The organism is Candidatus Eisenbacteria bacterium, from assembly GCA_035577985.1.
In the GTDB taxonomy this organism is placed as follows: Bacteria; Desulfobacterota; Binatia; order DP-6; family DP-6; genus DATJZY01.
The window spans coordinates 25543-39290 of sequence record DATJZY010000007.1 but is presented as its reverse complement, the minus strand read 5'-3'; the positions used below and the strand labels follow the sequence as shown (position 1 = coordinate 39290).

Sequence of the window (13748 nt, the reverse complement as noted above, 5' to 3'; positions counted from 1 at the left end):
GACGCCGACGTAGACCGGGGGCGGGCCGGCGTGCAACCCGCATGCTTCTCGTTGACTCCCGCCCGGGCGGACGGATATCGTGCGGGTCGATTCGGTGGCGCTGATCTTCCTCGCGAAGCTCGTTGGGATCGCCATCACCACGGCGCTGATGGCGCCGGCCATCGTCGTCGCCTCGGCCTTCGACGCGCGCCATGGCTACCGCCTCTCCCAGGTGTGGGCCTACGTGAACCTGACGCTGACGGGCGTGCACGTGCGCGCCGAGCATCGCGCCCCGCTCGATCCGTCGCGGCCGTACGTGTTCATGTCGAACCACGCGAGCCATTTCGACGTGCTGGCGGTGGTGGCGGCGCTGCCCGACTTCCAGCTGCGCTGGGTCGCCAAGCGCGAGCTGCTGGACATTCCGATCTTCGGCTGGGCGCTCCGGCGGGCGGGGCACATCATCATCGACCGCTCGAATCCCGAGCAGGCGGTCGCTTCGCTGCGCGCCGCGCGCGCGCAGATGGAGACCGGAGTGTCGGTCATGATCTTCCCCGAAGGCACGCGCGAGGGGCACGATCACGAGCTGCTGCCGCTCAAGAAGGGTGGCTTCATGCTCGCCATCGAGACCGGCGTCCCCATCGTGCCGATCGCCGTGCGCGGCAGCCGCGCGATCCTGCCGCGCGACGACTGGCGCATCCACGGCGGTGAGATGGAGGTCATCGTCGGCGACGCCATCGAGGTCGCGAGCGAAGACCGGGAGGCGCTCATGCGTCGCGTGCAGGCGTTCTTCTCGCGCGAGCTCGGGTACCAGCAGCCGCCGGCGCTGCGGCTCGTCGCGGAGCGCCGGTGAGCCGCGCGCCGCTGCGTGTCGTGCCCCTGGGCGGCCTCGGGGAGATCGGGCTCAACCTGCTCGTGCTCGAGTACGAGGACTCCGCCATCGCGATCGACTGCGGGGTGATGTTTCCCGACGCGGAGATGATGGGCGTCGACGTCGTGATCCCGGACCTCACGTACCTGCGCACGCTCGGCGCCCGGTTCCGCGGCATCTTCCTCACGCACGGGCACGAGGACCACATCGGTGCGCTGCCGTACGTGCTGCCCGAGCTGGACGTGCCGGTCTACGGCACGCCGCTCACGCTGGGCTTCGTCCACGATCGCCTCGAGCAGCACGACGTGCGTGGCGGCCTCGAGCGCTACGGCGACGCAGCCGTCCACGTGGGGCCGTTCGCGGTCGAGCCCTTCGCGATGACGCACTCGATCCCCGACGCGGTCGGGCTGGTCGTACGGACGCCGGTCGGCACGGTGGTCCACACGGGCGACTTCAAGATCGACCAGACGCCGCTCGACGGCCGCCTGCCGGACCTCGGCCGTCTCGCCGAGCTCGGCGCCGACGGCGTGCTGCTTCTCATGTCGGACTCGACCAACGTGGAGCACGCCGGGGTGACGCCGTCGGAGCGCACGGTCGGGACGCACCTCGAGACGATCTTCCGCGAGGCGACGGGACGGATCCTCGTGACGACGTTCTCGTCGCACCTCCACCGCATGCAGCAGGTGATCGACCTCGCGGTGCGCTTCCGCCGTAAGGTCGCGCTCGTCGGCCGCAGCCTCGTGTCGCATGCGAGCATCGCGCGCGACCTGGGCCTGCTGCACGTTCCCGAGGGCACGTTGATCGATCCCGGCGCCGCGCGCGACCTGCCGCGCGAGGAGGTGACGTTCATCACCGCCGGCAGCCAGGCCGAAGCCGCCTCGGCGCTCGTGCGGATCGCGATGGACGCGCACCCCAAGGTGGGCATCGATCCGGGCGACACGGTCGTGCTGTCGTCGCGCATCATTCCAGGCAACGAGCGCGCGATCTCGAACCTCGTGAACCACCTCTACCGGCGCGGCGCCGTCGTCCACTACGGGCGCACGGCGCCGATCCACGTGTCGGGCCACGCCTCGCAGGAGGAGCTGAAGCTCGTCCTGAACCTCGTCCGCCCACAGCACTTCGTGCCGGTGCACGGCGAGTTTCGCCACCTGGTTCGTCACAGCCGCCTCGCCGCCGAGGTGGGCGTACCGGAAGCCGGCTGCCACCTGCTCGAGGATGGCGACGTGCTCGAGCTCGACGGCGCCGGCTCAGCGCGCGCCGACCGCGTCCCGACCGGCCGCGTGTTCGTCGACGGGAAGGGGATCGGCGACGTCGCCGGCATCGTCCTGCGCGACCGCCGCCACCTCTCGGAAGGCGGGCTCGTCCTCGCCGTCGTGGCGCTGGCCCAGCACTCGGGCGACGTGATCGCCGGTCCCGACCTCATCTCGCGTGGCATCACCGACGAGGAGGCGGGCGGCGGAATCATGGAGGGGGCGAGGGTCGAGGTGCTGGAGGCGCTCGCGGCCGTGAACCCCGAATCACGCACCGACCCGGCGGAGGTAAAGGAAGAGGTCCGGAAGGCGCTTCGCCGATATTTCAAACGCTTGGACCGCCGGCCGGTGATCCTCCCCTTCGTCCTCGAGATGTAGTAGACGTGCAGCCTCCCCGGATGGGTCCGGTGGGGGTGAGGTGGGGATGATGATCGTCGGGGAGCCGGTTGGTTCGGGCGTGGCGTGGGGGCCGCGCTGCTAGCGCGGGGTCGGGCATGGCCACCAAGGGACGACCTGCGCCGGCGACCGGCCACATCCTGCGCGAGGCGGAGGCCATCACCGGCGGCGCGATCGCGATCTTCCTCGCGCTCTCGCTCTTCTCGTTCTCGGCGAACGCACCGCGCGCGAACCTGGGGGGTCCGGTGGGGCACGCGCTCGCCGACACGATGCTGCACGCGCTCGGCATCGCGGCGTACCTCTTCCCACTCTACCTCGGGTACCTCACGTTCGCGCTCCTGCGGCGGGGCGCCGAAGACCTGGGGGCGCTCCGCTTCGCGGGTGCCGGCCTCCTCGTGGTCGCGGTGGCGGCGTTCGCCGGTCTCGTGACGGGCGGGCAGACGATCGTCCACGGCGGTGGGTGGCTCGGCGGGTTCATCGGCATGGCGCTGCGCGATCTCGTCGGCTGGCCCGGCGCGTTCCTCGTGCTCGCCGTGGCGACCGCGTTCGCGGTCGTGCTCTCGACCGGGCTCTCCGCCATCGACCTCGCCGAGCATGGGGCGCGGTGGCTCGCATCCACCGCGCGTACCGGGGCGGTTCGTGCCTGGACGGCCGTGCGCGGCCGCCTGCGACGCGACGCCGATCCCGCGGTCGCGCGACAGCTCCGCAAGGTCGCGCCGAAGCCGATTCCGCTGGTCGAGGTCGACGAGGACGACGACGAGCCGGCGGCGCCGAAGGTCGCGAAGCCGGAGCTGCCGCCGATCATCCGCGAGCCGGAGAAGCGGCCCGAGCCCCCGAAGCGCGAACGCTCGAAGCGCATCGAGGAGCAGGAGGAGCTCTTCGCCGAGGATACCTATCGCCTGCCGGCGCTGACGCTGCTCGACGTTCCGGTGCGCAATACCCAGCCGATCGACGAAGCGGCGCTCCACGCGAGCTCGCGCATCCTCGAGACGAAGCTCGCCGACTTCGGGGTCGCCGGGCGCGTCGTCGCCGTGCGGCCGGGACCGGTCATCACCACCTTCGAGTTCGAGCCCGCACCGGGCGTGAAGGTGTCGCGCATCGTGAACCTGGCCGACGACCTCGCGATGGCGCTCCGCGCCGCGTCGGTCCGCATCCTGGCGCCGATCCCCGGCAAGCCCGTGGTCGGCATCGAAGTGTCGAACCCGCGTCGCGAGACGGTCTACATCCGCGAGGTGCTGCAGAGCGACGCGTACCGGGGCGCCGAATCGAAGCTGACGCTCGCGCTCGGCAAGGACACGACCGGCAACGTCGTCGTCGCCGACCTGGCGCGCATGCCGCACCTCCTCATCGCGGGTGCCACGGGCACCGGCAAATCGGTGTCGATGAACGCGATGATCATGAGCATCCTCTTCAAGGCGTCGCCGCGCGACGTGCGCATGATCATGATCGATCCGAAGATGCTCGAGCTGTCGACCTACGAGAACGTGCCGCACCTGCTCGTGCCGGTCGTGACCGACCCCAAGAAGGCCGCCGCCGCCCTCGCGAACATGACGCGCGAGATGGAAGACCGCTACCGCCTCCTGCACGAGAAGGGCGTGCGCAACGTCGACAGCTACAACCGGCTCCTGGCGCAATCGCGCGAGCTCGCTGCCGCCGACGAGGACGGCGACGAGCCGGCCGACGGCGAGACCGAGGACGAGACGCCGACCCGCGACGCCACGGGCTCGCGCGGCAGCCAGCACCGCCACCTGCCACGCGTGATCGTCATCATCGACGAGCTGGCCGACCTCATGATGACCGTCGGCCGCGAGATCGAGGAGTCGATCACGCGCCTCGCACAGAAGGCGCGCGCCGCCGGCATCCATCTGATCCTCGCCACGCAGCGTCCCTCGGTCGACGTCATCACGGGCCTCATCAAGGCGAACTTCCCCGCCCGCATCTCGTTCCAGGTGACGTCGGGCACGAACTCCCGCACGATTCTCGACTGCGTCGGCGCCGAGCGCCTGCTGGGCGAGGGCGACATGCTCTTCCTGCCGCCCGGCACCGCGCGCGTGCAGCGCCTGCACGGCGCGTACGTGTCCGATCCCGACGTCCACAAGGTCGTCGAGTTCATCAAGCGCCAAGAGGAGCCGCGCTACGAGATGGAGCTGCTCGAAGGCGGCGAGGACGAGGACGCCGAGGGCGACGGCGACGAGGAGGACCTGTCGGACGAGATGTACGACATGGCGGTCCGCCTCGTAACCGAGCACCGCCAGGCGTCGATCTCGTGGCTGCAGCGGCGGCTGCGCGTCGGCTACAACCGCGCGGCGCGGATGATCGAGCGCATGGAGCGGGAGGGCGTCGTCTCGGCGGCGGCCGGGGCGAAGGGTCGAGAGGTCATCGCTCGGCGCATCGACGAGTGACGGGCGAGCCCGCCCTCTACACGCGCGAGTTCAGGCGCGCCTGTGTGCTGCACTTCACGAGCGCGATGAGCCTCGCGCTCTTCCTGCTCTTTCCCCTCTACATCAAGGCGCTCGGCGGCACGGAGGTCACCATCGGCCTCGTGCTCGGCGTGGGGACGGCGGCGAGCGTGGCGGCGCGCCCGTTCGTCGGGGTGTTGCTCGACCACGCGGGGCGCCGGCGCGTGCTGCTGTGGTGCGGCGTCGCGAACGCGGTGTCGTGGATTCCGTTCTTCTTCCTCACGACGGTCGGGCCCGCGCTCTACTTCTGGGTGTCGGTGCACGAAATCGTCTGGGGGGCGCTCTTCGCCGCCTTCTTCACGTACGCCGCCGACCTCGCGCCGCCGGCGCGCCGCGCCGAGGGCATTGCGGTGTTCGGGGTCGCGGGCATGTCGGCCAACGGCCTCGCGCCGATCGTCGGCGAGCGCGTGATCGAGGCGTCGGGCTATCCGGCGTTCTTCGCGCTCGCGATCGCCTTCGCGCTCCTCGGCACGGTAGCGACGCTCGGCGTGGCGGCCCGCACCACCATCCACCCGCACGAGGACCGGCCCCGGCTGCGCGACGTCGGGCGGCTCGCCACCCATCGCGATCTCGCGACGGTGCTGGGCGCGACGGTGGTGCTCGGCATCGCCATCAACGCCGCCTACTTCTTCGTCGCGCCGTTCACGCGCGTCCTGCACGTCGAGCGCACGGGACCGTTCTTTGCCGCCTACGCCGCCACCAGCATCGTGATTCGTCTCTTCGGCCGCCGCACGCTCGATCTCATGGGCCCGCATCGCGTGTCGGTGCCGGGGTTCGTCGCCTTCGCCCTCGGGCTCGCGGGGCTGGCCGCGCTGCCGTTCGCCCTGTCCGCCTCGACCCTGGTGCTGGTCGCTTGCGGAATCGGCTGCGGTGCGGGACACGGCTCGCTCTTCCCGGTGCTGAACGCGCTCGCGGTCGGGCGCGGGCCCGCGAGCAAGCAGGGCGCGGTGGTCGGACTCCACACCGCCGCCCTCGACTTCGGCGCCGTCGTGGGCACGCCGCTGTGCGGCGCCGTCGCGCAGGTGCTCGGCTACCCGGCGATGTACGGCGCGACGGCGCTTGCATCCCTCGGCGGAGTGGTGCTCATGGCGAGGGATGGACGCGCGTGGAGGGGAGGGGTGGCATGACGACGATGCGACCGACCGTGTGTGATCGTCCGGTGTGTCCCGTGTGCGACGGGCGTCTCGCCGAGCTGCGCGGCAAGCTCGTGTGCTCGCGCTGCCACGCGATCGTCGAGACGTGCTGCGACGGCGGCAAGCAAGGCGCGTAGATCAGCGTTCTCGATCGAGCGCGAGACTGTGGCGAGAACACCCGATTCCCGCCGCGCGCGTACGACCTTTGGTCTAGGGCTCTGATCGAAGTGCAATCGCGCGCGCCGCGTGCGCGTGACGTCTGCATTTTCTCGACGAATACACGTTGACATCCCGCAGCGCATCGTGTGGATCAATCCGCGTTGGGTATCCGCTCGAAGCGCTCGAGCGCGACCGCTGCCATGGGGATGGGTCTTGCGGTTGCGACGGCAGTGGTCCTGTACGCGACGGCCGCGTCGGCGACGACGTATTTCGTCGACGGTGCGTGCGCGACGAGCGGCACGGGCACCAGCATCACCTGTGGCGCCTCGGGTCCGTTCCGGACCATCGGCGCCGGCGTGCAGGCGATGGCGGCCGGCGACACGCTCAACGTCCGCGGCGCGCACGGCGCGTTCGACGGCGTCTACTTCGAGCAGATCACGCTCCAGGACGGCACCGGTCTGCCGGGCAAGGCGCTGCGCTGCACGGCGAGCCAGCGCTGCGTGATCCAGGGCTGTCGCGCGCCGGCGTGTCCGAGCAACGAGGTGCCGATCGTCCGCGGTATGACCCACCGGACCGACTGGGTGACCCGCGCCGGGGGCGTCTACTCGCGCACGATGGAGGCGACGCCGCAGGTCGACGGCCAGGGCCGCAGCGAGTTCGGTCCGGACTACGATCCGTACATGCTGATGGAGGACGACGGATCGTTCCCGATGACGATGCTCGCCTACGCCGGCGACAACGTCACGGCGCCGGGCGACGGCCAGTGGAGCTTCATCACGTCGTCGCACGAGGTGTACGTGAACCCGGTCGGGAACACGAACCCGGCGAGCGCCGTCTACGTCCCGCACTACGCGTTCAACGTGCACCTGGAGGATCCCACCGGGTACCTGACGATCCAGTATCTCACGACCGAGGGCACGCGCGGGCGCGGCATGGAGGTGCGCGGCGTCGGCTCGGCGGACGTGAACGGTCTGGTCATCCGGGGCGTCACGCAGCGCTACGTCCCGCGGCACTTCATCCTGGGGCAGAACCTCCCCGGCCTGCTCCTCGAGGACAACGTCGCGGAGTACGGCTGTCGCGGCTGGAGCTTCGCGAACCCGCAGTCCGACGGCTGCTTCGGATATCGGCTCTTCGCCGTGCCGGGCGGCATCCTGCGGCGGAACACGATGCGCCACCTGGGGTCGGCGGGCCGGATGCGCTTCTCGGGGCCGAACGGATGGCCCTGCTCGTGGTGCGATCCGCCCTGGAACGATCCCAACCACTCCCAGGTGTCGAGCTTCGGCGTCGGCTACCAAGTGAAGCAGACGGACGGCGCGACGATCGAGGACAACGTCGCCGACGACCTGGAGGAAGTGGGCATCAGCCTCGACGTGGCGCGGCGCGTGACCGTCCAGCGCAACGTCGTGACGCGCGTCACGCGCGGCATCGGGATGCGCAACTTCACGCCGACCGCGGGCTGTCCCACCACCTCGCCGTCGGAGTTCTGCTACAACTCCGACCACGTCATCGGCTTCAACACGATCGACCGCGTCGGCTTCGGCGGCGACGCCACCCAATGCGGTATCATGATCGAGGTCGGCGGCGCCCGGCACACGGGCGCGGCGATGCTCGCGCGCGTCGTCAACAACGTCGTCACCAACTCGCCCACGGCGGGCATCTGCGTCATCAACGACGACGACACGCTCCCCATCCCGGACCTGACCATTGCGCACAACACGGTCGTGGGCGCGCCCCGCGGGCTCATCGTGCGCGACGCCATGCTGCGCATGCAGGTACAGAGCAACCTCTTCACCTCCGTCACCGAGGACGCGCTGCTCCTCTCGACGGCCGCGATGGCGGGTACGACGCTCGACGGGGATTCGGTCGGCCCCGGTGCCGCCTGTCCGGTCCGCTGGCGCGTACCGGGGTTCACCACGCTCAGCATCCCCGACACGGGCGGCACGTGCAGCACGCTCGCGGCCTTCGCAGCCGCGAGCCCGCCGAACGAGGCGTCGGGACCCGACCCGACGGCCGGAGCGGGCGGCGTCACCAGCACGACCACGACGCTGACGCCACCGTCGACCACGACCTCGACGACGCTCGTGACGCAGGGTCAGCTGAGCGGCCGCAAGCTGCTCTTGAAGGACGGCACCGGCCCCAAGCGCTTCACGATCGTGTCGTCGGACCAGGACCAGCTGACGCTGGGCGATGCAGACACGGTGGCGTCGCTGATCGCCCAGGGCGGGAGCCTCAGGATCACCGCGGTTGGCGGCGACGCCTTCTCGCAGACGTACCCGCTGCCCCCCGCGAGCTGGCAGCTCCTGCTCCAGCAGCAACCCGGGCGCGGGGTCTTCTACCGCGCGCGCGGCGGTCCCGTGAGCAAGGTGCGGTTCGTCGCCGGCAAGAAGCTGCTGATGGTGGGGAAGTCGCCCGACCTCCAGCAGAGTCTCGGGTCGGAGCCGTCGCAGGTCCAGGTGGAGCTGCGTATCGGACCGCGCCGCTACTGTCTCGTGTTCGGCGGCGATCGCAAGCAGTTCATCCCCGACGCTCGCTTGATCCTGACCAACGCGCCCCGCCCGACCGCGTGTCCCTGAACACAGTGGCACGCGGTGCCCCTGACCCGCGATCGTCCGGTTGCGCGTCTCGTGCGCGCGCGATACCGGTCGGCGCATGCATCGTCTCGCGGCTTGCGTGCTCGGCGCCGTCCTCGTCGCGTCGACCAGCGGCGCCGCCTCGGTCAAGGAGGCGCTCGACAAGCTCCAGGCGCGCTACGACACGACGAAGACCATGGAGGCCGACTTCCAGCAGACGGTCGAGTCGCCCACGCTGGCGGCGCCCCTCAAGACGAGCGGCAAGGTCGCCTTCGAGAAGCCGAACCGGATGCGCTGGGACTATGACCCGCCGGACAAGCAGACGATCGTCGGCGACGGGGCGACGCTCTGGCTCTACCAGCCGGACATGAACCAGGTGATCAAGACGCCGCTCGGCGAGGCGTTCCAGGCCGCGACGCCGCTCACGTTCCTGTCGGGGCTCGGGCGTCTCGAACGCGACTTCACCGTCACCCTCGAGAGCGAGACGAAGGACGCCTGGGTCTTGAAGCTCGTGCCCAAGAAGGACGCCGCGCTCGGCACGCTCCGGCTCACGGTCCGCAAGGACGACGCGTCGATCGCCGAGGCGCGCATCACCGACTCGGTCGGCACGACCACGCGCATCGCGTTCTCGAACGAGAAGCGCAACGGCACGATCGAGGCGGCCCGGTTCACGTTCACCCCGCCGGCCGGGGTTGACGTGGTGAAGCCCCCCGCCTATTGACCCGGGGCTTCTCCGATGCCGTCGTTCGACGTCGTGTGCGAGCTCGACCTCCAGGAGGTCGACAACGCCATTCAGCAGGCGCTCCGCGAGCTGGGCAACCGGTTCGACTTCAAGGGTACCCGCTTCGAGGTGCGCCGCGAGGCGCATGCGATCCACCTCCTCGCGCAGGACGACTTCAAGCTGCGCGCGCTCTCCGAGATCCTGGAGCAGAAGCTCGCCAAGCGGCAGGTCCCCTTGAAGGCGATCAAGGCCGGAGCGATCGAGCCGGGCCCGGCCGGCACCGCGAAGCGGCAGCTCGACCTGCAGCAGGGCATCGCCACCGACAGGGCGCGCGAGATCGTGAAGCTCGTGAAGGAGGCCAAGCTGAAGGTGCAGGCCGCGATCCAGGCCGAGCAGGTGCGCATCTCCGGCAAGAAGCGCGACGACCTGCAAGCCGTGATCGCGCTCCTGCGCAAGCAGGACTGGGACCTGGCGATGCAGTTCGTCAACTTTCGCGACTGAGCAGCGGATGACCGGGAAGCGCGTTCACCTCCTGACGCTCGGGTGTCCGAAGAACCAGGTCGACAGCGAGCTCATGCTGGGCGTGCTCACGCGTGGCGGCCACGAGCTGGTGCTCGACCCCGAGTCGGCCGACGTGCTGGTCGTGAACACGTGCGCGTTCATCGGACCCGCGAAGGAGGAGTCGATCGACGCGATGCTCGAGGCCGCGCGCGTGAAGGCGGGGCGCGAGGGCCGGCGGCTCGTGGTCACGGGATGCCTCGCCCAGCGCTACGCCGACGATCTCGCGACGTCGCTTCCGGAGGTCGACGTCTTCGTCGGTACGGGCGATCTCACGCGCATCGCCGAGGCCGTCGAAGCGCCGCCGGCGGACGCGCCCGTCGTGTACCGTGGCGCCCAGCACGTGCTGCCGCCCCACGGCGTCTCGCCGCGCGTGCGTACGGGCGCCTGGTGGAGCGCGTACTTGAAGGTGTCGGAGGGCTGCGATCACACCTGCAGCTTCTGCATCATCCCGAAGATCCGCGGTCGCCACGAGAGTCGCGGCGTCGAGGACCTGATCGCGGAGGCCGAGCACCTGGCGGCCGACGGCACGATCGAGCTGAACCTCATCGCCCAGGACCTGACCGCGTACGGTCGCGATCTCCCGGGCGACGTCTCGCTCGCGACGCTGCTGCGCGCCCTCGCGATCCGCGTGCCCGCAGTGCGGTGGCTGCGTCTGCTCTACGCCTATCCGTCGTCGGTGACCGACCAGCTGCTCGAGGTGATGGCGACCGAGCCGGCCGTCTGTCGCTACCTCGACATGCCGCTCCAGCACATCGCCGACGGGATGCTGCGCGCCATGCGTCGCGAACGCAGCGCTCGCGCGATCCGGGAGCTCGTGGCTCGCATTCGCGCCGCCGTTCCGGGGATCACGCTGCGCTCGTCGTTCATCGTCGGCTTCCCCGGCGAATCGGACGACGACGTGCGAGCGCTCTGCGACTTCCTCGAGGAGGCGCGGTTCGAGCGCGTCGGCGTGTTCCGTTACTCCAAGGAGGAGAACACGCACGCCGCGACGCTGCCCGGCCACCTTCCCGAGCGCACCAAGCGCGAGCGGTACGAGCGCGTGATGGAGACGCAGGCGCGCGTGGCGGCGCGCCTCGCCCGCGCGCACGTGGGCCGCGAGGTGGACGTCCTCGTCGAGGATGAAGCGGCGCCCGGACTCCTCGTCGGGCGCACCTCGACGCAGGCGCCGGAGATCGACGGAACGATCACGGTGCGCGGCGACGCATCGCCGGGCGATCTCGTGCGGGTCAGGGTGACTGACACGGACGTGTATGACCTTCGCGGCCAGATCGTTGCCACCGTTGACACCGCGGTGCCAACCCCTTAGATTCCGCCGCCCTAAGCAATGCGAAAGGCGTTCCTCAAGAAGTCGCGCGAGACCCTGCAGGAGATGCGGTCGCACCTCCTGCGGACGGTTCAGCAGGACCTCTCCCAGGGCCGAGACCAGAGCAAAGACGAGGGGATGGACACCTACGACCTCGCCAGCGACGCGCGCGATCGCGAGATCAGCCACATCCTGACCGACCGGGACCGGGAGAAGCTCGGGGCCATCGACGAGGCGCTCACCCGGGTCGACGACGGGACCTACGGGCTGTGCGAGGACTGCGGGGCCGACATCGCCGAGGGCCGTCTTCAGGCTTTGCCGTTCACCCGTCTGTGCGTGTCCTGCCAGGGCGACCGCGAGCGCGAGTCGAAGATCAACAAGCGCTACGAGGAAGACCGCACCTTCCGCAGGCTCGGCACGGGCGACGGCGACGACGAGAGCTCCTGAGCCGGCGTCAGCGCGTCCCGATCCAGCCGACCGAGCCCGTGAGGCCGTGGGCCAGGGCCCACACCGCCGCCCAACCGATGATCGTCGTGAGGACGGCCCGCGTCGGCTCGAACCCCTGGACCCGCTCGATGCCGCGGGTGTGCAGATACCAGGCGTAGACGCACGGGATCGCAGCGAGCAACGGGACCCAGAAGGCGACCGCCGGCGCCGAACCGTACGCGACCGCACGGAAGACGGGCTCGAAGCCGGCGCTCCCATCGAAGAGCTGCTGGCTCGCGAGCGTCATGACGGCCGCGAGCAGGAAGCTGCCGATCACGACGCCCAGGAATGCGCCGATCGCCACGGTGAGGCTCCAAGACACGAGGTACGCGCCCGCGGCGTTGACGCTCGCGCAGGTGACGAGAAATCGGATCGGGTCGCCGAGCCCGCCCGTCTCCGGCATCGCGGCGAAGAAGGCGCGTGGATCCGAGACGACCTGCTGCCAGGTGGTGACGAAGTCGGCGGGTGGGCTGGGCTCGACTTCGGGCGTCGTCGGCTCCATGGCGTCGATATAGCCGCGCCTCGAGCGACGGTCCAGGCATGACCACCGCGGACACGCTTCGAGCCGACGCGCGCGCGTGCTTCGCCGCCGCGCTGGCGGCCGTCGATCCCCGCGCCTGCGTCGCACGCTGCCTCGCGCGCGACGGCGACGCGCTCGTGCTGCGCGATCGCGACGCCCGCGAAGTGGCGCGGCACGCCGGGCCGGTGGTGGTGGTCGGCGCGGGGAAGGGCGTTGCGGCGATGGCCGCGGCGGCGGTCGCGGCGCTCGGTCCCGCGCTCGCGCACGGCATCGTGATCGCTCCGCATGGGACCACCAGCGCCGGCCTCGGATCGATCGCGCTGCGCACGGCGGCCCATCCCGTTCCGGACGCCGCCGGCGTCGCCGCGACCACCGATCTGCTGCGCGCGGTCGCCGCCGCGCCCGTCGATGCGCTCGTCCTGGTCCTCCTTTCGGGTGGGGCGTCGGCGCTCCTCGTGGCGCCCGCCCAGGGCATCGCCTTCGAGGAGAAGCGCGAGCTGACACGCGCGCTGGTCGCGGCGGGCGCGGAGATCGGCGGCCTCAATGCCGTCCGCAAGCACCTCTCGGCCGTGAAGGGAGGCGGCCTCGCGCGCGCCGCCGCCCACGCCGCAGCCGTATGGACGCTCGTGCTGTCCGACGTCGTCGGCGACGATCTCGCGACCATCGCGTCGGGTCCGGCCGAAGCCGACCCGACCACCTACGCCGACGCGCTGGCCGTGATCGAGCATCATGCGATCGCGATGCCTCCCTCGATCCGCCGGCACCTCGGCGACGGCGCCGCCGGCGCGATCGCGGAGACCGCCAAGCCCGGCGATCCGGCGACCACGCGCGTACGCTCGGTCCTGGTCGGCCGCAACGCCGACGCCCTCCGCGCCGCCGGCGTCGAGGCGAGGCGGCGCGGCTACCACGTGACCGGGTGGCCGGCCGCCCTCGCCGGCGATGCGGCGATCGCCGGCCGCGCCCTGGCGCATGCGATCGCCCGGGCCACGTCGGCCGAGGCCATCGTCGCCGGTGGCGAGACGACCGTGCGCGCCTTGCCGGGCGGTTTGGGGGGGCGCTCGCAGCACCTCGGGCTCGCGGCGGCGCTCGAGCTCGCTGGGTCGTCCGCCGTGCTGCTCGCCGCGGGCACGGACGGCGTCGACGGGCCGACCGACGCGGCCGGCGCGTGCGTCGACGGTGGGACGATCGAGCGGGCGCGCCGGCGCGGACTCGATCCCGAGGCCGCGCTCGCGGCCACCGACAGCCATCGCCTGCTTGCCGCGACCGGCGATCTGATCCGCACGGGCCCGACCGGAACGAACGTCGCCGACGTCGTGGTGGCCCTCGCTCGGCCGGCGTAGTAC

At 71.0% G+C, this 13748-nt stretch carries 12 protein-coding genes; 11 read left to right on the top strand and 1 reads right to left on the bottom strand.

Annotated elements, in window-relative coordinates:
- Positions 1–79: 79 nt before the first annotated feature.
- The 10 genes from VMS22_00640 (at position 80) to VMS22_00595 (ending at position 11846) form a co-directional block, all read left to right on the top strand.
- Positions 80–829 (top strand): lysophospholipid acyltransferase family protein, encoded by a 750-nt coding sequence (locus VMS22_00640; protein HXJ32518.1) that lies wholly within the window; start codon positions 80–82, stop codon positions 827–829.
- Positions 826–2475: a ribonuclease J gene (locus VMS22_00635; GenBank protein ID HXJ32517.1), complete on the top strand. Its 1650-nt coding sequence runs from the start codon at positions 826–828 to the stop codon at positions 2473–2475. The genes VMS22_00640 and VMS22_00635 overlap by 4 nt, the downstream gene beginning before the upstream one ends.
- Before the next feature lie 116 nt (positions 2476–2591).
- On the top strand, positions 2592–4895 hold the full coding sequence (locus VMS22_00630) for a DNA translocase FtsK 4TM domain-containing protein (protein ID HXJ32516.1): 2304 nt from the start codon (positions 2592–2594) through the stop codon (positions 4893–4895).
- Complete coding sequence (locus tag VMS22_00625) at positions 4892–6079, top strand: MFS transporter (GenBank protein HXJ32515.1); 1188 nt, start codon at positions 4892–4894, stop codon at positions 6077–6079. The genes VMS22_00630 and VMS22_00625 overlap by 4 nt, the downstream gene beginning before the upstream one ends.
- The gene (locus tag VMS22_00620) at positions 6076–6222 is read left to right on the top strand and encodes a hypothetical protein (protein HXJ32514.1); all 147 of its coding nucleotides are present in this window, start codon (positions 6076–6078) and stop codon (positions 6220–6222) included. Before VMS22_00625 ends, VMS22_00620 begins: the two co-directional genes overlap by 4 nt.
- Before the next feature lie 228 nt (positions 6223–6450).
- Positions 6451–8817, top strand: coding sequence for a right-handed parallel beta-helix repeat-containing protein (locus tag VMS22_00615; GenBank protein HXJ32513.1), 2367 nt, complete (start codon positions 6451–6453; stop codon positions 8815–8817).
- Positions 8818–8893: 76 nt separating this feature from the next.
- Positions 8894–9535 carry an outer membrane lipoprotein chaperone LolA gene (gene lolA, locus VMS22_00610; GenBank protein HXJ32512.1) on the top strand — a complete coding sequence of 214 codons (642 nt, stop codon included), beginning with the start codon at positions 8894–8896 and terminating at the stop codon, positions 9533–9535.
- Positions 9536–9550: 15 nt separating this feature from the next.
- The gene (locus VMS22_00605) at positions 9551–10036 is read left to right on the top strand and encodes a YajQ family cyclic di-GMP-binding protein (protein ID HXJ32511.1); all 486 of its coding nucleotides are present in this window, start codon (positions 9551–9553) and stop codon (positions 10034–10036) included.
- 7 nt (positions 10037–10043) lie between these two features.
- Positions 10044–11402: a 30S ribosomal protein S12 methylthiotransferase RimO gene (gene rimO / locus VMS22_00600; protein HXJ32510.1), complete on the top strand. Its 1359-nt coding sequence runs from the start codon at positions 10044–10046 to the stop codon at positions 11400–11402.
- A gap of 18 nt (positions 11403–11420) precedes the next feature.
- Positions 11421–11846, top strand: coding sequence for a TraR/DksA family transcriptional regulator (locus VMS22_00595; protein HXJ32509.1), 426 nt, complete (start codon positions 11421–11423; stop codon positions 11844–11846).
- Positions 11847–11853: 7 nt separating this feature from the next.
- Here the strand turns inward: VMS22_00595 and VMS22_00590 are convergent, their stop codons facing one another.
- Positions 11854–12387: a YIP1 family protein gene (locus VMS22_00590; protein ID HXJ32508.1), complete on the bottom strand. Its 534-nt coding sequence runs from the start codon at positions 12385–12387 to the stop codon at positions 11854–11856.
- A gap of 38 nt (positions 12388–12425) precedes the next feature.
- Between VMS22_00590 and VMS22_00585 the strand changes: the two genes are divergently transcribed.
- Entirely contained in the window at positions 12426–13745 is a 1320-nt protein-coding gene (locus VMS22_00585) for a DUF4147 domain-containing protein (protein ID HXJ32507.1), read from the top strand.
- Positions 13746–13748 lie beyond the last annotated feature (3 nt).